The organism is Streptacidiphilus jiangxiensis (genome assembly GCF_900109465.1).
Lineage (GTDB): Bacteria > Actinomycetota > Actinomycetes > Streptomycetales > Streptomycetaceae > Streptacidiphilus > Streptacidiphilus jiangxiensis.
In genome coordinates, this window is record NZ_FOAZ01000005.1 from 45,180 (window position 1) to 66,344 (window position 21,165).

The following is a 21,165-nucleotide window of genomic DNA, read 5'->3' on the forward strand; positions in this document are numbered from 1 at the left end:
AAGGAGTGTTCCCGGTGACCGCTGTGGGCGCCTTCGGGCTGAGCGTGCAGGATCAGGCACTCGAGTCGGACGTCCGTCTCGGGCTCTCCGCCGTCGAGCAGGCCCTGGTCGAGGCGACCAAGAGCGACGTGCCCTTCATCACAGTCGGCGCACAGCATCTGCTCCAGGCGGGCGGCAAGCGGTTCCGTCCCCTGCTCGCCATCCTCGCCGCCCAGTTCGGCGACGCGAACGCGCCGGGCGTGGTCCCGGCCTCCGTCGTCGTCGAGCTCACCCACCTGGCGACGCTGTACCACGACGACGTGATGGACGAGGCGTCCATGCGGCGCGGCGCGGTCAGTGCCAACGCCCGCTGGGACAACTCCGTCGCCATCCTCACCGGCGACTTCCTCTTCTCGCGCGCCTCGCAGATCCTGGCCGACCTCGGCCCGGAAGCGGTGCGGCTGCAGTCCCAGGCGTTCGAGCGGCTGGTCACCGGCCAGATCCTGGAGACGGCCGGCCCCGGCGCCGAGGACGACCCGGTCCGGCACTACCTGGACGTGCTCTCCGGCAAGACCGGCTCGCTGATCGCCGTCTCCTGCCACCTGGGCGCGCTGCTCGCCGGGGCCGACGAGTACGTCTGCGACATACTGACCCAGTACGGCGAGCGGATCGGCATCGCCTTCCAGCTGGCCGACGACGTGCTGGACATCGCCAGCGACAGCCACGAGTCCGGCAAGACGCCCGGCACGGACCTGCGCGAGGGCGTCCCCACGCTGCCGGTGCTGCTGCTGCGCGCCTCCGAGCCGGACCCGTCCGTCCCGGGCGACCTGCGGCTGCGCGAGCTGACCGCGGGCCCGATCGAGGACGACGAGCTGCACGCCGAGGCGTTGCGCCTGCTGCGCGCCCACCCGGCGCTGGCCCAGGCCCGGGAGGAGACGCTGCGCTGGTCCGAGGAGGCCCGCGCACTGCTGCGCCCGCTGCCGGACTGCTCGGCGAAGACCGCGCTGGAAGGCCTGTGCGACGCGGTGGCTCTCCGTACCATGTGATCATGCCTGCTGAGCTGCCAGATGCACCGCTGCGTGTCGTGATCGCCGAGGATTCGGTCCTGCTCCGGGAGGGCCTGACCCGCCTGCTCACCGACCGCGGCCTGACGGTCGTCGGCACGGTCGAGGACGGCGAGGCCCTGGTGGCGCTCGTCGACGAGCTGGCCGCGTCCCCCGAGGGTGCGCCGGACGTGGTCGTGGCGGACGTGCGGATGCCGCCGACCCACACCGACGAGGGCGTGCGGGCCTGTATCGCCCTGCGGGAGCGCCACCCGGGGGTGGGCACGCTGGTGCTCTCGCAGTACGTGGAGGAGCGCTACGCCTCCGAGCTGCTGGCCGGCAGCACCCGCGGGGTCGGCTACCTGCTCAAGGACCGGGTCGCCGAGGTGCGCGAGTTCGTGGACGCGGTGACCCGCGTGGCGGGCGGCGGCACGGCGCTGGACCCGGAGGTGGTGGCCCAGCTGCTGGGCCGCAGCCGCAAGCGGGACGTGCTGGCGGACCTCACGCCGCGCGAGCGGGAGGTCCTGGGCCTGATGGCGGAGGGTCGCAGCAACGCGGCCGTGGCGCGGCTGCTGGTGGTCTCCGACGGGGCCGTGGAGAAGCACGTCAGCAACATCTTCGCCAAGCTGGGCCTGGCCCAGAGCCCCGAGGACCACCGCCGGGTGCTGGCCGTGGTGGCCTATCTGAACTCCTGACGGACCGTCAGATATCCTGTTCGTGGGATCCCCCGCCACGGACCTTCGCGGGCATAGGATCTTTATCGCGGAGCACACCATCGGTGACGAGGGAGGCCCACGTCGTGACCAGCAGGGTCGAGGAGACGGGTTCCACGTTCGACGAGTCCCATCCGCCCGGCGGGGGGAAGCAGGTGCGGCGGCTGGACCGTGTCGTGATCCGGTTCGCCGGCGACTCGGGTGACGGCATGCAGCTGACCGGCGACCGGTTCACGTCCGAGACCGCCGGGTTCGGCAACGACCTGTCGACGCTGCCGAACTTCCCGGCCGAGATCCGGGCGCCCGCAGGCACGCTGCCCGGCGTCTCGTCGTTCCAGCTGCACTTCGCCGACCACGACATCCTCACCCCGGGCGACGCGCCGGACGTGCTGGTGGCGATGAACCCCGCCGCACTCAAGGCCAACCTGGGCGATCTGCCGCGCGGCGCGGAGATCATCGTGAACACGGACGAGTTCACCAAGCGGGCGCTCGCCAAGGTGGGCTGGTCGGCGGACCCGCTCGACGACGGGACCCTGGCGGAGTTCCGGGTGCACCCGGTGGCGCTGACCACGCTGACGGTGGAGGCGCTGAAGACGACCTCGCTCGCGCGCAAGGACGCCGAGCGGGCGAAGAACATGTTCGCGCTGGGCCTGCTCAGCTGGATGTACCACCGTCCCACCGAGGGGACGGAGGGCTTCCTGCGGTCGAAGTTCGCCAGGAAGCCGGAGATCGCCGAGGCCAACGTGCTGGCGTTCCGTGCGGGCTGGAACTACGGGGAGACCACCGAGTCGTTCGCGGTCTCCTACGAGGTGGCCCCGGCGGCGAAGGCCTTCGCGCCCGGCCGGTACCGCAACATCTCCGGAAACCTGGCGCTGGCCTACGGGCTGATCGCGGCATCGAGGCAGTCGGGCCTGTCGCTGTTCCTGGGCTCGTACCCGATCACCCCGGCCTCCGACATCCTGCACGAGCTGAGCAAGCACAAGAACTTCGGCGTGCGGACCTTCCAGGCGGAGGACGAGATCGCCGGGATCGGCGCGGCGCTCGGTGCGGCGTTCGGCGGCGCCCTGGGCGTGACGACGACGTCCGGTCCCGGCGTGGCGCTGAAGTCCGAGACGATCGGGCTGGCGGTCTCCTTGGAGCTGCCGCTGCTGGTGGTGGACATCCAGCGCGGCGGCCCGTCGACGGGCCTGCCGACCAAGACCGAGCAGGCGGACCTGCTGCAGGCGATGTTCGGCCGCAACGGCGAGGCGCCGGTGCCGATCGTCGCGCCGGCCTCACCGGGGGAGTGCTTCGGCATGGCCCTGGAGGCGGCGCGGATCGCGCTGGCCTACCGCACACCCGTCTTCCTGCTCTCCGACGGCTACCTGGCGAACGGCTCCGAGCCGTGGCGGGTGCCCGAGGTCTCGGAGCTGCCGGACCTGCGGGTGGAGTTCGCGACGGAGCCGAACGCGCCGGACGGGTCCGACGGCTTCTGGCCCTACCTGCGCGACCCGGAGACCTTGGCGCGCCCGTGGGCGGTGCCGGGGACGCCCGGGCTCGAGCACCGGATCGGCGGCATCGAGAAGCAGGACGGGACGGGGAACATCTCCTACGACCCTGCCAACCACGACCACATGGTCCGCACCCGCCAGGCCAAGATCGACGGCATCACCGTCCCCGACCTGGTCGTCGACGACCCGAGCGGTGACGCGAAGCTGCTGGTGCTGGGCTGGGGCTCGACATTCGGGCCGATCGCGGCCGGCGTGCGGCGCGCCCGCGCGGCGGGCGGCAAGGTGGCCCAGGCCCATCTGCGCTACCTCAACCCGTTCCCGGCCAACCTCGGCGACCTGCTGGGGCGCTACGACCGGGTGCTGGTACCGGAGATGAACCTCGGGCAGCTCGCGATGCTGCTGCGGGCCCGCTACCTGGTCGACGCCCGCTCGTTCACCCAGGTCAGCGGCATGCCGTTCAAGGCGCAGCAGCTGGCCGCCGTCATCTCGGAGGCGCTCGGTGGCAACTGAACTCACCTTGACGGCCAAGGACTTCAAGTCCGACCAGGAGGTGCGCTGGTGCCCGGGGTGCGGTGACTACGCGATCCTCGCCGCGGTCCAGGGCTTCCTGCCGGAGCTCGGCATCGCCCGGGAGAACATCGTCTTCGTCTCCGGCATCGGCTGCTCCTCCCGCTTCCCGTACTACCTGAACACGTACGGGATGCACTCGATCCACGGCCGCGCCCCGGCCATCGCCACGGGCCTGGCGTCCTCGCGCCCGGACCTGTCGGTGTGGGTGATCACCGGCGACGGCGACGCGTTGTCCATCGGCGGCAACCACCTGATCCACGCGCTGCGCCGCAACGTGAACCTGAAGATCCTGCTCTTCAACAACCGGATCTACGGGCTCACCAAGGGCCAGTACTCGCCCACCAGCGAGCCCGGGAAGATCACCAAGTCCACCCCGATGGGGTCGCTGGACGAGCCGTTCCGGCCGCTCTCCCTCGCGCTGGGCGCGGAGGCGTCGTTCGTGGCCCGCACCATCGACTCCGATCGCAAGCACCTCACCTCGGTGCTGCGCGCGGCGGCCGAGCACCAGGGCACGGCGCTGGTGGAGATCTACCAGAACTGCAACATCTTCAACGACGGGGCGTTCGAGGTCCTCAAGGACCCGGAGACGCGGGACGCGGCCCTGCTGCGGCTGGAGCACGGGCAGCCGTACACCGTGGACGGCGTGGAACACCTCCACGACGTCACCGACCCGGACCCGACGCGGGCCTTCGCCCTCTCGCGGATGTCGGAGCCGACGCCGATCGGCGTGCTGCGCGCCGTGGCGCGGCCCACCTACGACAGCCAGCTGAACGCGCAGCTGGACCAGGCCGTCACCGAGCGTGGCGCGGGGGACCTGTCAACGCTCCTTAGCGGTTCCGATACGTGGATGGTTCGGTAGGGTCACGGCGGCGTTAGGGAGCCGCTAAGATCCCTGCCGGCCTTAACAGAAGTCCGATTTGTCCGATCGGGCGGGAGTACGAATGTGGTGTCCACTCCCGCCCGGATCGGAAATCCATCATGGCCGGCACCATCAGCCCCTCCGGCGAGGTCGAGCTCCCGGAGAGTCTCGGCTACCGCGTGAAGAAACGTTTGCTCGGGAAGCCCCTCGTCACCGAGCAGCTCGGTCACGAGAAGCTCTCCAACTCAGTCGCCCTCGGCGTGCTGGCCTCGGACTGCATCTCGTCCATGGCCTACGGCTCCGAGCAGATGCTGGTCGTGCTGATCCCCGCGATCGGCATCGCCGCCTTCACGGCGCTGATCCCGCTGACCTTCGTCATCCTGGGCCTGCTGATCCTGCTGACCTTCTCCTACCGGGAGGTCGTCTCCGTCTACACGCGCGCCGGCGGCTCCTACGTCGTCGCGCGGGAGAACTTCGGGCCGCGGGTGGCCCAGATCGCGGCCGTCGCGCTGCTGATCGACTACATCGTCACCGTGGCCGTCCAGGCGGCCGCCGGCACCGACGCGATCGTCTCCCTCGGGCAGTTCCTGTGGGGGAACAATTCCGTCATAACCTTCGTCGGCGACCACAAGCTCTGGCTGACCGTCGCCGTCGTGCTGCTGCTCTGCTACGGCAACCTGCGCGGCATCCGTGAGGCCGGCCGGGCCTTCGCCCTCCCCGCCTACCTGTTCATGGCCGGTATGGGCCTGCTCGTGGTGGTCGGCTTCATCCGCTTCCTCACCGGCGACCACACCCAGCTGGCCACCGACCAGGCCGGGATGTACGCGCTCGGTCACGGCTCCGGCTTCTTCTACGGCGCGAGCCTGCTGGTCATGCTGCGGGCCTTCGCCAACGGCGGCTCCTCGCTGACCGGCCTGGAGGCCATCTCCAACGGCGTCAGCGTCTTCCGCAACCCGCAGGGCAGGAACGCCCGCAAGACGATGGTCGTCATGTCCGCCGTCCTCGGCACCGGCGTCCTCGGTGTCTCGCTGCTGGCGCACATCACCCACGCGATGCCGTTCACCAGCGGCACCCCGACCGTCGTCTCGCAGGAGGCCAGCTGGGCCTTCGGCAACAGCTGGATCGGCTACACGGCGCTGGTCTTCGTGCAGCTGGCCACCGCGCTGGTCCTTTACACCGGTGCCAACACCTCCTTCAACGGCTTCCCGTTCCTGGCCAGCTTCGTCGCGGAGGACTCCTTCCTGCCGCGTCAGCTGACCCGTCGCGGGCACCGGCTCGCCTTCTCCAGCGGCATCATCGTCCTCACGGTCGTCTCGCTGCTGCTGCTGATCGGCACCGACGGCGACCTGACCCGCCTGGTCAGCCTCTATGCCATCGGCGTCTTCACCGGCTTCACCATGGCCGGCGCGGGCATGGTCAAGCACCACCTGGACACCCGCCAGGGCAAGTGGCAGCTCAAGGTCGCCATCAACGGCGCGGCCGCCGTCGCCTCGCTGCTGGTGGTCGGGATCTTCGCGGTCACCAAGTTCACCGAGGGCGCCTGGCTGGTCGTGGTGATCTTCCCGATCGGCGTCTGGTCGCTGATCAAGGTCAACAAGCGCTACCGCGAGGAGGCCGAGGCCCTGGCCATGGCCCCGGTCGACGCGACCAATCCCGTCCCGCGCCGCCAGGTGATGTACATCCTGGTCGACCGGGTCGACCTGGCCGTGCTGAAGGCCATCCGCTACGCCCGCTCGATGCGCCCCGCCGAGATCCGCGCCGTGCACTTCATGACGGACGACCGCGAGGCCGAGCGCCTGCGCCTGCAGTGGAGCAACGTCGAGGTCGGCGACCTGTCGCTGGAGATCGTCGAGTGCCCCGACCGCCGGATCAACCGTGCGCTGGTCGAGCTGATCGCCCGCACCGCGAAGCGGGAGAAGAGCCAGATCACGCTGCTGATCCCGGAGCGCAACTACTCGCCGATCCTCGGCCGGCTGCTGCACCGCCGCACGCCCGACCAGATCGCGCGCGCCGTCGGCAAGCTGCCGAACGTGGTCACCACCATCGTCCCGTTCGACGTGGTGAGCGCCCACGACGAGCTGGAGGACGCCACCGCGTCCGGGGTGAAGGTGGAGAAGCTGAACCACCTGGACCACACCATCGAGGGTTCCGACCACGCGGACGAGGTGCACTGAGCCGCGCGGATCACGAGCGCCCCCACCCGGGCTTCCGGGGCGGGGGCGCTCTCGTTTACCGTCTCGGGGTGAGAGGTCATGAGCAACGCAAGGGTTTGATGCTGGGCTTCGCCGCCTACGCGATGTGGGGATTCTTCCCGCTGTACTGGCCGCTGCTGAAGCCGGCCGGCGCCTGGGAGATCCTGGCGAACCGGATGGCCTGGTCGGCCGTGGCGGCGCTGGTGCTGCTGGCCGTCCAACGGATGCGCAACCCCGAGGCGCTCGCCTGGATCCGCCCGCTGCTGCGGCAGCCGAAGCGCCTGGCGCTGATTGGGCTCGCCGCGACGGTGGTCAGCGTCAACTGGGGCATGTACATCTGGGGAGTCAACAGCGGCCACGTGGTCGAGACCTCGCTCGGCTACTTCATCAACCCGCTCGTCACCATCACCTTCGGCGTGCTGATCCTGCGGGAGCGCCTGCGGCCCGCGCAGTGGGCCGCGGTCGTGACCGGCGCCGTCTCGGTGGCCGTGCTGACGCTCGGCTACGGGCGGCTGCCCTGGATCGCGCTGACGCTGGCGTTCTCCTTCGCCACGTACGGGCTGCTGAAGAAGACGGTCGCCCTCGGCGGCCTGGAGGGCTTCGCGGTGGAGACCGCGTTCCTCTTCCTGCCGGCCGTGGGCTACCTGGGCTGGCTCCAGGCGAGCGGCCGGTCCACGTTCCTCGGCCACGGCCCCGGCCACGCGACGCTGCTGGCCCTGTGCGGGCTGGTGACGGCCGTCCCGCTGGTCGCCTTCGGCGCTGCCGCGGTGCGGGTGCCGCTGACCACGATGGGTCTGCTGCAGTACCTGGCGCCGGTCTTCCAGTTCCTGCTCGGCATCGCCGTCTTCCACGAGCACATGCCGCCGGAGCGCTGGGTGGGCTTCGGCCTGGTCTGGGTGGCGCTGCTGGTCCTGACGGTGGACGGCGTGCGGGCGGCACGGCGGCGAACTGACGATCCGTCGACCCGGCGGGCGCGACCTCTTGACACCAGTACGGCCGGGGGATGTGATATGCGCGATCCTGTTTGATTGCGTTCAGGGGCGTCCGACTCTGTGAGGAGCGACATGCTGGCGAAGCGGCGCCAGTCCGTGATCCTCGCCGAGATCCGCCGGAACGGTGGGGTCCGGGTGGGGGAGCTGTCGGCACGCTTCGGCGTCTCCGACATGACGATCCGCCGCGACCTCGCCGAGCTGGCCCGACAGGGCCTGGCCCTGAAGGTGCACGGCGGCGCGCTGCACGCCGACGGGACGGGCGGGGTCGAGCCCGGCTTCGACGCCAAGACCGAGTGGGAGCCGGTCGCCAAGGACGAGATCGCGCAGGTCGCCGCGCGGCTGGTGCGTCCCGGCACCGCGATCGCCCTCTCGGCGGGCACCACGACCCGGGCCTTCGCCCGCCACCTGCTACGGGTGGAGCGGCTCACCGTCGTCACCAACTCCGTGCGCGTCTCGGAGGTCTTCGCCGAGGCCCGGCGACCCGGCCGACCGGGCCCCACCGTCGTCCTGACCGGCGGCGTGCGCACGCCCAGCGACGCGCTGGTCGGCCCGATGGCGGCGCTGGCGCTGCACGACCTCCACGTCGACCAGCTCTTCCTCGGTTGCCACGGCGTCGACCCGGAGGCCGGCCTCACCACGCCCAACCTCGCCGAGGCGGAGACCAACCGCGCGCTGATCGCCTGCGCGGGCCGGGTCGTGGTCCTGGCGGACCACAGCAAGTGGGGCGTGGTGAGCCTGTCCTCGTACGCGCCGCTGACGGCGGTGGACATCCTGGTGACGGACGCGGCGCTGCCCGCGGACGCCCGCGAGCAGGCGCGGTCGCTCGTCGGCCGGGTGCTGGTCGCGGACCGCTGAGAGCCGGTGCCCGCCGGACAGACCCTAGGCCGCGTACTGCTTGGCGGCGGCCTGGAGGGCCGTCTGGAGGCGGACCGGGTCGCGGTTGGCGGCGAAGGAGAGCAGCGCGCTGTCGATCGCGCTGTTCCAGGCCGCCCGGGCCACCACGCCGTGGGTCAGCGAGCCCACGATCTGGGTGCCGGTCCACTGCTGCATGGACCAGTTCGAGTACTCGTCGAACAGCCCCCGCTCCGTCGAGCCGATGACCGAGCGCGGCGGGATCGCCCCCTTGACGGCGGTGAAGGAGTCCTGGCCTGCCTGGCTGCCGCACTCGACGAGCCAGGCGATCGCCGCGTCGCGGTCCTTGGCCCCCTTGGGGAGGGTGAAGCAGTCGGAGGCGAAGACGAAGGTGCCGTCGGTGCCCGGGGCCGGGGCCCAGTCGTAGTCGCGGTGGGGGAGCAGGCCTGCCAGGGTGAAGCTGGCCTCGGTCCAGTCGCCCATGATCTGGTAGGCGGCCTCGCCGCTGCCGACCATCGCGCTGGCCTTGTCCCAGGAGACCTCGGCGGTCGGGTTCACCGCCAGGGCGAGGATCTGGCGCAGCGCGGCCAGCGCGGTGCTGACCTGCTGGGTGCCCCAGTCGCCACCGGCCTTCCACAGCGCGGGCCAGCCGGCCGGGCCGACCTCGGCCACCAGCAGGCATTCCATCAGGTGCTTGACCTGCCAGATCTCGGCGGCCGTCGCGGAGATGGCGAGCGGGTTCTTGCCGGTCGCCGCGACCCGGTGCAGGGCGGTGACGAAGTCGGGCACGTTGTCGGGGGCGACGGGGGCCTTGGCGTGGTCGCAGACCCGCTTGTTGGCCCAGATCACGTTGATGTGGTGGATGTCGAGCGGCACCGACCAGTGCTTGCCGGCGCGCTGGGTCAGCTGCAGCAGCGTGGAGTTGAGTGCCCGGTCCCAGCCCTGTTGCTGGTAGAGGAAGCCGAGGTCCTCCAGTTGGCCGGCGTCGACGTAGTCGTCCAGCATCGCGCCGGCCTGGCCCTGGAAGGTGTCCGGCGGGTCGCCCGCCTTGAGCCGGCGGGCCAGCTCGGCCTTGGCGTTGGTGCCGGCGCCGCCGGCCACCGCGCGGTTGACGAAGTCGATGTGCGGGTTGTGCACGTGGAACTCACTGACCAGGGAGTTCAGCGCCGCCTTCTCCCCACCCTCGGTCCACCAGGAGAAGACCTCCAGGGAGCTCGGACTGCCGGAAGGTCCGGTGACGTTGGTGCCGCTGCTCGCGCAGCCGCTCAGCAGCGCCGTTCCCGTGCCGATGCCCAACGTTGCGGCGGTGGCGAGGAAGGCGCGGCGGCTGATGCTCATACGTGACGCTTTCTGGGTCGGACCGGCGGCGCCCCCGCACTGGGCGCGTGATGGATGGTCCATGGCATCCGTATGAACAGTGGTGCGTCAAGGTGCCTTTCAGCAGGTGAGACGGTGTGGAGCAGGTAAATTGACACCCCGTCGAGTGGTGTGGACCACTGCGGCGGGGTGTCGTGGGATGCGTGGGTGCGGCGCCGCTACGGCAGCTGGAAGGTGGCCTGGACCGGGTAGTGGTCGCTCGGGGACTGGGTGTCGAGCTGGCCCGCGGTCCAACCGGCCTGCGGGTCGAAGTCGGTGACGACGGAGGGCAGCGCGAGCGGGGTCGGGCGGCCCGGGGCGTTCAGGTAGCCGACGTAGTCGAGGCTGTCCTGGTAGTTCGTCGGGAAGGACTCGACGCCACCCATGTACTGGCACCAGGCCGAGACCGGGCAGTCCATGGTGGTCAGCTGGCTCGGGTCGGTGGCGGGGGTGCCGAGCACGCCGCCGACGGCGTTCTGGGCGTTGGCGTAGTCCCCGCGCGAGGCGCCGTGGAAGTACTCGACGTTCAGGTCGCCGCCGATGAGGACCGGGGCGGAGGAGCCGACGATGCCGTTGACCCAGCCCTGGATCTCGCCGAGCTGGGCGAGGCGGGTGGACTGGGTGGTGTCCGTGGAGGTGCCGGACTGGTCGGCCTGCAGGTGGGTGCCGACGACCCAGGTGTTCACGCCGTTCTTGTCGATCTCGGCGAGCGCGGCGCCCTTGTTGGCGTTGTAGTCCCAGGTGCCGGAGGTCGAGTTGGAGAAGACGTGCGCGTACTGGGCCTTGATCGGGTACTTCGAGAAGATCATGGTGCCGCCGTTGATGACGAACCACGAGTTCGAGCAGTCGCCGCTGATGCCGTTCCAGCCGCCGCCGGAGCACACCTGGCCGACGACCGGGGTGTGGTACGGGTACTGGGCGGCCAACGCGCTCTCGATGGAGCTGGTGGAGCTGTGGTTGAACAGCTCGTCGAGGACCACGACGTCGGCGTTGTGCTGCTGGATGATCTGCTCGACGACCGGGGTGCGGCCGGCGGCGTTCTCGTTCTCGGTGCTGTCGACGATGGAGGTGCCGAGGTCGACGTTCCAGGCGAAGACGGAGAGGGAGTTGCCGGTCGCCGCATGAGCGGCGGGGGCCGCGGTCACGCCGGTGAGGACGGCGGAGGCGACGGCGACGGTGGCGGCGAGCAGAGCGCGCTTGCGCACGGGGAGCTCCTCGGAGGGTGCGAGCGGTGCGGGCCAGTGCATGACAGAGCTGCACGCTAGCTACCGAGGGGTAAGACTGGAAGAACGACGCATGAGCAGATGTGATCGGCCGACCGAAGACTCGGTCGGCCGATCACTTGTCCACACTAGTTCTTGACGCTGCGCCTGACTTGTTCGGACAGGTCGGGGGCAGGCCGGGCGGGTCCGCTACTTGGCGAGGCTCTCCAGGTAGGCGGGGGTGACCGCGCCTGCGTAGACGGTGCCGTTGTCCGTGACGAGGACGTTCACCACCTTGGTGGTGAACAGCGTGCCGCCGGGCACCGAGTGGCCGACCTCCTTCAGGGCGCCCAGCGCACCCAGCGGGTTGCCACCCTTGGCGCCCTTGCCCGCCGCGGCGGGGCTCAGCTTGTACACGGTGGTCCAGCCGGAGCCGAGCACCTGGACGTCGCCCGGGTTCGGGTGCTGCCCGGCCTGCCCGGTGCCCGTCCGCGGAACGCTGGGCTTGTCCGGCACGCCGTGCGCGGCCTGCTGGGCCGACTTGGTGGTCAGCTTGGCGCCCTGCGGCAGCGTGAAGTCGAAGCTGTTCGCCGCCGGCGCCGCGTAGCTGATGTTCGTGAACTGGATGTCGGCGATCGGGCTGCTGCCGTCCGACGGGTCCACCTGGAGGCCGAGCGGCATGTCCGTCTTCGCGTCGATCGACAGCCGGACGTCCCCGATCGTCGAGCCGTTGCCCTTGGGGGAGACCACCAGGACGTAGACCTGGCGCCCGGCGACCATGGAGTCGCCGTCGACCCGGACCGAGCTGAACGGCGCGATCTGCTGCAGCATCCGCGCCGCCTCGGCCGGAGTGGTCATCGCCGGGGCGCTCGGCTGGGTCCTCGCCTCGTCCGGCTGGATGCCGGTGAACTGGACCGCCTGGTTGGTCTGGCTGTCGTACGTCCACGCCTCGGTGCCGTTGTGGACGAAGCGGACCGTGCGGCCGGTGTCCGAGGAGCTGAAGGACTGCCGGTTCGGGCCGTCCACCGAGACGTCGAAGCTGTGCGTGCCGGACAGCAGCGACATCAACTGCTGCTGGGCCTGCTGCGCCTGCGGGTCGGCGGCACCCTTGCTGCCGCCCTTGCCGTCGGCCGAGGCGAGCGCCGAGGGCAGCTGGGAGACCAGCTGCGAGGGCACGCCCAGGTCGACCGTGGACTGCACGGTGCCCGTGAAGGTCTGCTGGTGGTCGGCGAGGGCCCGGGCCAGCAGGCTCTGGGGCGTCACCCCGGGCAGCGAGGGCCCCGCCGCGAGCGCCGTGCCCGCCGCCACCGAGCCGGCGACGGCCGCCACCGCCGCCGACACCAGCAGCAGCCGCTTGCGGCTCGCCCGGGCAGCGGTCCGATCGGGGTTGGTCGACATTGTTCGTCCCTCCGTTGTCCTGCTCTCTCCCACGGTGTCATTCAACGCCTCACGCCCCTGCTAGGGCATCGGCCCACGGGCGCAATCGGGCTTCCACCCGTCGGACTACGCGACCCTGAGACGATCTCAGGGTTGGCGTTCTGCGGGCGCGACTCTCCGCGTATGGTTCATCACATGAATGATCAGCCGACCGCCACCGCCATGCGCCGCGCCCTGCACCGGGCGGAGCAGGGTGTCGCCCTGGACGTCGCGGAGGCAGCGGTCCTGCTGCGCGCCCGCGGTGAGGACCTGCGCCGACTGTGCGCGGTCGCCGCCCGGCTGCGCGACGCGGGCCTCGCGCAGGCCGGTCGGCCCGGCGTGATCACCTACTCGAAGAAGGTGTTCATCCCGCTCACCCGGCTGTGCCGGGACCGCTGCCACTACTGCACCTTCGTCACCGTCCCCGGCAAGCTGCGGCGCGAGGGCCACGGCCTCTACCTCTCCCCGGACGAGGTGCTGGCGATCGCCCGTCAGGGCGCCGCGCTGGGCTGCAAGGAGGCCCTGTTCACCCTCGGCGACCGCCCCGAGGACCGCTGGCCCGAGGCCCGCGAGTGGCTCGACGCGCACGGCTACGACGACACCCTCGCCTACGTGCGCGCCATGTCGATCCGGGTGCTGGAGGAGACCGGCCTGCTGCCGCACCTCAACCCGGGCGTGCTCGGCTGGACCGACTTCCAGCGCCTCAAGCCCGTCGCCCCCTCCATGGGGATGATGCTGGAGACCACCGCCACCCGGCTGTGGTCCGAGCCCGGCGGCCCTCACCACGGCTCCCCGGACAAGGAGCCGGCGGTCCGGCTGCGGGTGCTGGAGGACGCCGGACGCTCCGCCGTCCCCTTCACCAGCGGCATCCTCATCGGCATCGGCGAGACCCACGAGGAGCGCGCCGACTCGCTGTTCGCGCTGCGCCGGGTGGCCCGGCAGTACCACGGGCTGCAGGAAGTCATCGTGCAGAACTTCCGCGCCAAGCCCGACACGGCGATGCGGGCCATGCCCGACGCGGAGCTGGAGGAGCTCGCCGCGACCGTCGCCGTGGCGCGCCTGGTCCTCGGCCCGGCCGCCCGCATCCAGGCGCCGCCGAACCTCGTCGCCGCCGAGTACGCGCTGATCATCGGCGCGGGCATCGACGACTGGGGCGGCGTCTCGCCGCTCACCCCCGACCACGTGAACCCCGAGGCGCCCTGGCCGCACATCGACGACCTGGCCGCGCGGACGGCCGAGTCCGGCTTCACGCTCAGGGAACGGCTCACCGTCTACCCCGAGTACATCCGCCAGGGCGAGCCGTGGCTCGACCCGCGGGTGCTGCCGCACGTCCGCGCGCTCGCCGACCCGGACACCGGGCTGGCGCGCGAGGACGCCCTGCCGGTCGGCCTGCCGTGGCAGGAGCCGGAGGAGGTGTTCACGGCCTCCGGGCGGACCGAGCTGCACACCGAGATCGACACACGAGGGCGCTCCGAGGACCGTCGCGGTGACTTCGACGACGTGTACGGGGACTGGGAGGCGCTGCGTGAGATCGCGGCGGTGACCGGAACCCCGGAGCGGCTGGACGCCGACGTGCGCGAGGCCCTCGCCGTCGCCGCCGACGACCCGCGCCGGCTCACCGACGCCCAGGCGCTGGCGCTGTTCCACGCCGACGGTCCCGCGCTCGACGCGCTCTGCGGCATCGCCGACGCGGTGCGCCGCGACACCGTCGGCGACACCGTCACCTACTGCGTCACCCGGAACATCAACTTCACCAACGTCTGCTACACCGGCTGCCGTTTCTGCGCCTTCGCGCAGCGCCGCACCGACGCCGACGCCTACACCCTCTCCCTCACGCAGGTCGCCGACCGGGCCGAGCAGGCGTGGGAGGTCGGCGCCACCGAGGTCTGCATGCAGGGCGGCATCCACCCGGACCTGCCCGGCACCGCCTACTTCGACATCGCCCGCGCGGTGAAGGAGCGCGTGCCCGGCATGCACGTGCACGCCTTCTCGCCGATGGAGGTCGTCAACGGCGCGACGCGGACCGGCCTGTCGATCAAGGACTGGCTGGCGCAGGCGAAGGAGGCCGGTCTCGACACCATCCCCGGCACCGCCGCCGAGATCCTCGACGACGAGGTGCGCTGGGTGCTCACCAAGGGCAAGCTGCCCGCCGCGACCTGGGTCGAGGTGGTGACCGCCGCGCACGAGCTGGGCGTCCGCTCCTCGTCCACGATGATGTACGGGCACGTGGACCAGCCCCGTCACTGGCTCGGCCACCTGCGGCTGCTCGCCGAGATCCAGGACCGCTCGATCGAGGCCGGCCGGGGCGGCTTCACCGAGTTCGTGACGCTGCCGTTCGTCCACACCAACGCGCCCGTGTACCTCGCCGGCATCTCCCGGCCCGGGCCGACGATGCGCGACAACCGGGCGGTGACGGCCATGGCCCGGCTGCTGCTGCACGGCCGCATCCCCAACATCCAGACCAGTTGGGTCAAGCTCGGCACCGAGGGCGCCGCGGAGATGCTGCGCAGCGGTGCCAACGACCTCGGTGGCACGCTGATGGAGGAGACCATCTCCCGGATGGCGGGCTCCGCCTACGGCAGTTACAAGTCGATCCGCGACCTGGAGGCCGTGGCCGCGGCGGCCGGTCGTCCGGCCGCGCAGCGCACCACGCTCTACGGGGAGGTCCCGGCGGAGCGACGGGCGGCGGCGCTGGCCTCGGACGGTCACCTGCCCGAGCTGCTGCCGGTGCTGGAGTAGCTACTCGAAGCGCAGCCGCAGCGACTCCTGCTCGGCGGCCTCGATCTGTTCGAGGGTCAGGCCGGGCAGGTCGAGCTGGGCCAGGGTGACCTCGGCGCTGGACGGCTGGGCGTCGGCGGGCAGCCACTGCTCCGGCTGCCAGGCGTGGGCGCGCATGAGCGACTTGGGACAGTGCGGGTAGACCTGCTCGATCTGCACCACCAGCGCGCTGACGGGCGGCTTGCCGACGGGCGTGAGCTGCGCGAGCAGCTCCGGCCGGGCCGAGACGCAGGCGCGGCCGTTGACGCGCAGCGTGGTCGGGCGTCCGGGGATGAGGAAGAGCAGCCCGACGCGCCCGCTCTCCAGCACGTTCTGCATCGTGTCGAGCCGCTTGTTGCCGGTGGCGTCGGGGATCGCCAGTGTGCGGTCGTCCAGCACCGAGACGAAGCCGGCCGGGCCGCCGCGCGGCGTCACGTCCGCGCGGCCCTCGGCGTCGGCGCTGCCGATCAGGACGAGGGAGGAGCAGCCGATCAGCGCGCGGGTCCGGTCGGTCAGCCGGTCGGTCTCCTTGCGGACCGAGTTCGGGTTCGGCTCCGGGTAGAGGGCGCGCAACTGGTCCACGGTGGTGAGGGCGTCGGCCCGCAGGGAGTCGAAGAGCGTGCCGGTGCCGGTGCCGGTGCCGGTGTCGGTGTCGGTGTCCGTCGTCATGGGGACGACGATAGGTCAGTCAGCGCATGACCTCACCGGCGTTGACGAGGAGGCATTGGCCGGTGATGGCGCGGGCCCGCTCGGACGCGAGGAAGATCGCGGCCTCGGCCACGTCGCCGTCGGTGGCGAGCTCGGGCAGGGCCATCCGCTCGGCCAGACGCTTGGCGATGTCCTCCTGCGGGATGTTCTCGGTCGCCGCGGTCCAGGTGACGTAGGCCTCGACCATCGGGCCCCACATCCAGCCCGGCTGGACGGTGTTGACCCGGATCCGGTCCGGCCCGAGCTCGCGGGCCAGACTGTACATGGCACTGGTCAGCGCGCCCTTGGAGGCCGCGTAGGCGGCCTGCCGGACCTGGGTGGGCGCCGCCACGGACGACTGGGTACCGACGATCACCACGGAGCCGCCGCGTTCGCGCAGTGCGGGGAGGCAGGAGCGCGTCAGCTGCAGCGTGCCGATCAGGTTGACGTCGAGGACCCGGCGCCACTCGTCGAAGTCGGCGTCGGCGAGCCCGCCGAAGGACTGGTCCATGGCGGCGACGTGGATCACCGCGTCGATCCGGCCGAAGCGCTCCACCGCGAGGGCGGCGAGGGCGTCGCAGCGGGCGGCGTCGGCGATGTCGGTGCGGAGCCAGGCGGTGGCGCCGGGGTGGGTGGCCTCGATCTGCTCGGCGGCCTTGACCAGGTTCTCCTGGGTGCGGGCGCCGAGCACGACGTTGGCGCCGTCGCGGGCCGCGGCCAGCGCGACCCGCTGACCGAGACCCGGCCCGACACCGGAGACCACGACGGTGCGTCCTTCGAGCAGCATGGCGATCCTCCCGGAGGCGAACAGATCTGACGATGCGTCAGAGTAGGGCGTCCGGGCGGAGGGTGCCAGAGGTTGTGAGGCCCGTCCGTGCGACCCGTTCGAGTGGTCCGGTTCAGGTGGTGGCCGGTTCGACCAGCGTCCAGAAGCGCTCGGCCGGTTCCTCCTGCGGGATCTCCTCGGCGGGCTGTGTCGCCGGGCCGCCCCACAGGGCGCTGGAGGTGGATCGTTCGGCCGAGAGGGCCTGCAGCGCGTGGGAGATCCACTCCTCGGAGAGGACGGGGATCAGCTCGTGCACCGGGCGCACCTGGGCCTGCCAGCGGCCGTCCGTCGCGCGCAGCAGCAGCTCGTCGAGGCGCTGCTCGCGGTCGCAGGCGCGGATCAGGGTGCGTGGCGAGAGCTGCAGGACCTGGGCGAGCTCGCGGGTCTGCAGCCGGTCGCCGTCCCAGCGCTCCTCCATGCGGGCGTAGTCGCGCCGGGTGATCCGGAGCCGCCGGGCCACCTCGTCCCGGGGGAGGTCGAGGGCGAGGCGGTGGTCCCGCAGCGAGACGGCGCGGCCGCCCATCAGCCGCCCCGGCAGGCACCAGAGCACCCGCGCCAGGGCGATCAGCTCCCGCTCGGTGGGATGGGCGGCGCCGACCTCCCAGGAGATGACGAGGGAGGGCGGCACGGGCAGGGCGTAGGAGTCCCCGAGGGCGCGGGCGACCATGGCGGGGCTCAGGCCGAGCTCGGCGCGCACGGCGCGCGCCGCGGTCGGCTCGAAGGGCACCGGGGCGGCGGGGGAGGCCTGGCTGCGTCTCGGCATGAAGCGGAGACTAAGCGGACAAGGCGGGCGGGCCCAGGCAACGAACACACAAGGCGGATGCCGGGGGGTGGGCGATGGTCTGGAGCTTCCTATGGGCAGTTGCCCTGATCTGACTTACCGTCAGCTCCATGACGGAGCACACCGAGCACGTGGCGCAGGCGGACGATCTGCAGCAGTACACCGAGCTGGCCGCACGCGGCCCCTACGGCGTCGCCATCGGCAGCGCCCTGATCACCATGGTCGAGCCCCTGCCCGGCCATGAGTACGCGTACAACCGTTGGTACGAGGACGACCACTTCTACGCCGGTGCCATGGCCATGCCCTGGATGTTCGCCGGGCGGCGCTTCGTGGCCACCCGCGAGCTGCAACTGCTGCGCTACCCGGAGAAGTCAGCGGTGACCCAGGTGGCGGACCTGCCGGTCACCGCCGGGTGCTACCTGTCGGTCTACTGGGTCACCCGGGGCCGGCACGACGCGCACATGCGCTGGACCGTGCAGATCAACAAGCGGCTCAACCGGGACGGCCGCGTCTACCGCGACCGCACCCACGTCTTCACCGCCTTCCAGCAGCACGTGAGCACGTACTACCGCGACGGCGCGGCCGGCCCGCGCGACATCCACGCGCTCGACCACCCTTACCAGGGGCTGGTGCTGGAGGTCATCGACACCGAGACGGCCGAGCAGCGCGCGCAGTTGACCGACTGGCTCATGGACCGGCACCTGCCGTCCCGGCTCCGGACAGGCTCTCCGGCCGCGATGTGCACCGTCTTCGAGCCGCTGCCGCTGCCGGTGGACCGGATGTCCTACGTGAAGCCCGTCGAAGGGACGGACACCCGGTTGACCCTGCTCTGGTTCCTGCAGCAGGACCCGCGCACCTGTTGGGACGCCTTCACCGGCCTGGACGGGGAGGTGGCCGGAGCGGTGCCGGGGGCGCGGGTGGAGCTGGTGGCGCCGTTCCTGCCGACCCTGCCGGGGACCGACGCCTACGTGGACGAGCTGCGCTGACGTTGATGCCCGGAGGGGCGTAGCCACCCCCTCCGGGCACCGTCCTCAGGCCAGGTCGAGTGAACCGGTGGCGACCTCGGCCAGGAACGACTGCCAGGCCTCCTTCGAGAAGCCGAGCGAGGGACCGGCCAGGTCCTTGGAATCGCGGACGAAGACGGCGCCGTCGGGACGGGCGACCTCGACGCAGGCGTTGGCACCGGAGTAGCTGGACTTGCGCCAGTCGAGCGCGCCGTCGCGGTGGTCCTCAGTGATCATTTCCATCTCCAGTTCCCAGAAGGGTGGGGCGACGATCCGCTGATCGCGATTACGGGTGTCAGTCTGCCCACCCGGTCCGCTCACTGGGAACTGGGGGCCTGTCGTGTTCACTCGTAGGACAGGAATTGGCGATCAGTCCCCCGAGTACGTCGTGCGGTGCTGTATGCTTCCGCGCCCACCTGTCCGATCGGCGTCAATGGGTGTGCCGTTTGGCGACCTTGTCGACGAGTTCGCGCGTCTGCTCCGGGCCGAGCGCCTGGGCGCGCAGGTGCTCGTAGAGGTTGGCGTAGGCGCGGACGTCCGACTCCTTCTCCAGGTACAGGTCGCTCGTGACGCCCTCCAGGTAGACCACCGTGGCGTCGGACTGGTCCTGGTACTCCAGGATGGAGAAGTTGGCGGTCATCCCCGGGTGGGCGCCGACCTCGAACGGCAGCACCTGCACGGTCACGTGCGGCAGCAGACTGGTCTCGATGAGGAACTCCAACTGGGCCCGCATCGTCTGGGCGCTGCCCACGACCCGGTGCAGCGCCGCCTCGTCCACCACGGCCCACAGGCGCAGCGGCTCGTCGCCCTTGCGCAGCAGGTCCTGACGGACCATGCGGACATCCGTGCGCTTCTCGATCTGTGTCGGCTGCGCCTCCGGCTGGATACCCGCGACCACGGCGTGCGCATACTCACGGGTCTGCAGCAGGCCCGGGATGAACAGCGACTCGTAGGTGCGGATCGCCACCGCCTCGGCCTCCAGGCCGATGTAGACGCTGTACGGGACGTCGCCGAAGGCGTGCCACCAGCCGCGCTGGCGCGACTCGCGGGCCATCGTCATCAGGCCCTCGATCATCGCCGGATCGGTGACCCCGTACACCTCGCACAGGTCGCGGACGTCGCGCTGGCTGATGCTGCGCCGCCCGTTCTCCAGGCGGCTGATCTTCGACTGGGAGACCAGCAGCTGCTGCGCGACCTCCTCCGCGGTCAGGCCTTTCTGCTCGCGCAGCCGACGGAGCTCGGCGCCGAGCCGGCGACGGCGGACGGTGGGGTTGACGCTGGCGGTCGACACGGTCACTCCTGGGCAGGTTGTCTGGCACGCCCCTATAGCCAGCCAGGATGCCATCCCGACACGCCCTCATGTGGCGCAATCGGCCCGCATCTTGACGAATCGGCTCCGAGGAGGAACGATTCTGCGCCCACAACCGCGCCCTTGCGACGGGCTAGGACGCGAGGAAGCGACGGCGAAGGGTGGTTCGCCGCCGCTTCCGCTCGTGTCGCTACCTGATGCCCGCGCGGACCATCCCGGTGACCACGGCGGGACGCGCCGCCGGCCGGGCCGGTGCCGGGCGGGCGCCCGTGCGCACCTGCGCGGTCGGCATGCCGTTCTGCACGTCCATGACCGCGTGCGCGACCATGCCGCCGAGGGGGTCGTAACGGATCAGGTCGCGCAGGCGTGACCTACAGGACCGTCCCTCGTTGCCCGGGTAGAGGTGCTTGCCCAGCCCGACCGCGTGGGCCAGGGCGGCGAGCGCGGCGGTGCGCGGGTCCGGGGGCACCCCGGTCCGGATCGCCGTGTCGAGGCGTTCCTTGATGGCGCTGTTCGTGCAGTCGTCCGACGCCTGGTACCGCGTCGTCGGCAACACTCCGCACACCTGTCCCGGCACGGCCTTCACCATCTCGCACCGCTCCAGGTGTGCGAGATAGGTCTGGCGCAGCCCGAGTCTCGGGCCGCCGATCCACTGTACGGCGCGCACCGCACTGCCACGTCTGCGCAGCAGTTCGAGCGCGTGATCGAGGGTCGGGTCGCCGGTCGGTCGCGGATTCACCACAGTGATCCGGTCCCCGTCCGGGACGATGCGTCCGGCCATGGCCAGCTCGACGAGCTGTGCTCCGGCCAGTCCGAGATCGAGCGTCTGAGGCTGCGCGGTGGTACCCGTGGCCGGGTCCAGAGCGAGCAACAGCAGCTCCTCGGGAATTGTTCTGCGGCTCCTGCCCATCCAAGCCTCCCCGCGTGGATGCACAACAGAGTGACGCCTCTCACACCCTGCCGTCCAGAGGGCCTCGAATGTGACACCTCGCCGTGATCTTTCGGAACCGTCCGTAGGGGGTGTCACGTCCCGTACAAACGTGGGCGCGGCGGGTGGTCGCGCCAAGACGGGGCCGGTCAGCGGCCTGGCGAGCACAGGTTGTCCGCGCGGGTGCAGGAGACTGGTGCACGAGCAAG

18 protein-coding genes are annotated in these 21,165 nt (G+C 71.2%); 9 read left to right on the forward strand and 9 right to left on the reverse strand.

The features are described 5' to 3' along the window. Positions 1-14 precede the first annotated feature (14 nt). From BMY61_RS11470 to BMY61_RS11500, 7 genes are all read left to right on the forward strand, one after another. Positions 15-1,025, forward strand: coding sequence for a polyprenyl synthetase family protein (locus BMY61_RS11470; protein WP_042455690.1), 1,011 nt, complete (start codon positions 15-17; stop codon positions 1,023-1,025). 2 nt (positions 1,026-1,027) lie between these two features. Then, a complete protein-coding gene (locus BMY61_RS11475; protein WP_042455816.1) occupies positions 1,028-1,717 on the forward strand; it encodes a response regulator transcription factor in 690 nt (229 codons plus the stop codon). Between the two features lie 104 nt (positions 1,718-1,821). Continuing rightward, positions 1,822-3,735, forward strand: coding sequence for a 2-oxoacid:acceptor oxidoreductase subunit alpha (locus BMY61_RS11480; protein WP_042455813.1), 1,914 nt, complete (start codon positions 1,822-1,824; stop codon positions 3,733-3,735). Beyond that, positions 3,725-4,654, forward strand: coding sequence for a 2-oxoacid:ferredoxin oxidoreductase subunit beta (locus BMY61_RS11485; protein WP_042455687.1), 930 nt, complete (start codon positions 3,725-3,727; stop codon positions 4,652-4,654). Before BMY61_RS11480 ends, BMY61_RS11485 begins: the two co-directional genes overlap by 11 nt. A 119-nt stretch (positions 4,655-4,773) precedes the next feature. Further along, the gene (locus BMY61_RS11490; protein WP_063773360.1) at positions 4,774-6,828 is read left to right on the forward strand and encodes an APC family permease; all 2,055 of its coding nucleotides are present in this window, start codon (positions 4,774-4,776) and stop codon (positions 6,826-6,828) included. A gap of 98 nt (positions 6,829-6,926) precedes the next feature. After that, positions 6,927-7,874, forward strand: a complete 948-nt coding sequence (gene rarD, locus BMY61_RS11495) for an EamA family transporter RarD (RefSeq protein WP_052439239.1) — start codon at positions 6,927-6,929, stop codon at positions 7,872-7,874. Between the two features lie 36 nt (positions 7,875-7,910). Then, positions 7,911-8,693, forward strand: a complete 783-nt coding sequence (locus tag BMY61_RS11500; protein ID WP_042455684.1) for a DeoR/GlpR family DNA-binding transcription regulator — start codon at positions 7,911-7,913, stop codon at positions 8,691-8,693. A gap of 24 nt (positions 8,694-8,717) precedes the next feature. Here BMY61_RS11500 and BMY61_RS11505 read toward each other — a convergent pair whose 3' ends face one another. The 3 genes from BMY61_RS11505 to BMY61_RS11515 all read right to left on the reverse strand — a co-directional run bounded on the left by BMY61_RS11505 (position 8,718) and on the right by BMY61_RS11515 (position 12,646). Next, complete coding sequence (locus tag BMY61_RS11505) at positions 8,718-10,028, reverse strand: ABC transporter substrate-binding protein (protein ID WP_042455681.1); 1,311 nt, start codon at positions 10,026-10,028, stop codon at positions 8,718-8,720. A gap of 197 nt (positions 10,029-10,225) precedes the next feature. Continuing rightward, on the reverse strand, positions 10,226-11,251 hold the full coding sequence (locus BMY61_RS11510) for a sphingomyelin phosphodiesterase (RefSeq protein ID WP_236656564.1): 1,026 nt from the start codon (positions 11,249-11,251) through the stop codon (positions 10,226-10,228). A gap of 207 nt (positions 11,252-11,458) precedes the next feature. After that, entirely contained in the window at positions 11,459-12,646 is a 1,188-nt protein-coding gene (locus tag BMY61_RS11515) for a LolA family protein (RefSeq protein WP_042455675.1), read from the reverse strand. 174 nt (positions 12,647-12,820) lie between these two features. Between BMY61_RS11515 and BMY61_RS11520 the strand changes: the two genes are divergently transcribed. Continuing rightward, positions 12,821-15,403 carry a bifunctional FO biosynthesis protein CofGH gene (locus BMY61_RS11520; protein ID WP_143094288.1) on the forward strand — a complete coding sequence of 861 codons (2,583 nt, stop codon included), beginning with the start codon at positions 12,821-12,823 and terminating at the stop codon, positions 15,401-15,403. Here BMY61_RS11520 and BMY61_RS11525 read toward each other — a convergent pair whose 3' ends face one another. From BMY61_RS11525 to BMY61_RS11535, 3 genes are all read right to left on the reverse strand, one after another. Beyond that, a complete protein-coding gene (locus BMY61_RS11525; protein ID WP_042455673.1) occupies positions 15,404-16,090 on the reverse strand; it encodes an MSMEG_1061 family FMN-dependent PPOX-type flavoprotein in 687 nt (228 codons plus the stop codon). Positions 16,091-16,109: 19 nt separating this feature from the next. Continuing rightward, positions 16,110-16,895 carry an SDR family oxidoreductase gene (locus tag BMY61_RS11530; RefSeq protein WP_042455670.1) on the reverse strand — a complete coding sequence of 262 codons (786 nt, stop codon included), beginning with the start codon at positions 16,893-16,895 and terminating at the stop codon, positions 16,110-16,112. Between the two features lie 112 nt (positions 16,896-17,007). Next, on the reverse strand, positions 17,008-17,697 hold the full coding sequence (locus tag BMY61_RS11535) for a helix-turn-helix domain-containing protein (RefSeq protein ID WP_042455667.1): 690 nt from the start codon (positions 17,695-17,697) through the stop codon (positions 17,008-17,010). 128 nt (positions 17,698-17,825) lie between these two features. On the opposite strand from BMY61_RS11535, the gene BMY61_RS11540 reads away from it, so the two are divergent. After that, positions 17,826-18,701: a hypothetical protein gene (locus tag BMY61_RS11540; RefSeq protein ID WP_143094289.1), complete on the forward strand. Its 876-nt coding sequence runs from the start codon at positions 17,826-17,828 to the stop codon at positions 18,699-18,701. Positions 18,702-18,746: 45 nt separating this feature from the next. On the opposite strand, the gene BMY61_RS11545 is transcribed toward BMY61_RS11540, so the two are convergent. The 3 genes from BMY61_RS11545 to BMY61_RS11555 form a co-directional block, all read right to left on the reverse strand. Further along, positions 18,747-18,956 carry a DUF397 domain-containing protein gene (locus BMY61_RS11545; RefSeq protein WP_143094290.1) on the reverse strand — a complete coding sequence of 70 codons (210 nt, stop codon included), beginning with the start codon at positions 18,954-18,956 and terminating at the stop codon, positions 18,747-18,749. A 193-nt stretch (positions 18,957-19,149) separates the two neighbouring features. After that, the gene (locus BMY61_RS11550; protein ID WP_042455661.1) at positions 19,150-20,010 is read right to left on the reverse strand and encodes a helix-turn-helix domain-containing protein; all 861 of its coding nucleotides are present in this window, start codon (positions 20,008-20,010) and stop codon (positions 19,150-19,152) included. 208 nt (positions 20,011-20,218) lie between these two features. After that, positions 20,219-20,938: a GOLPH3/VPS74 family protein gene (locus BMY61_RS11555; protein WP_042455658.1), complete on the reverse strand. Its 720-nt coding sequence runs from the start codon at positions 20,936-20,938 to the stop codon at positions 20,219-20,221. Between the last annotated feature and the right edge of the window lie 227 nt (positions 20,939-21,165).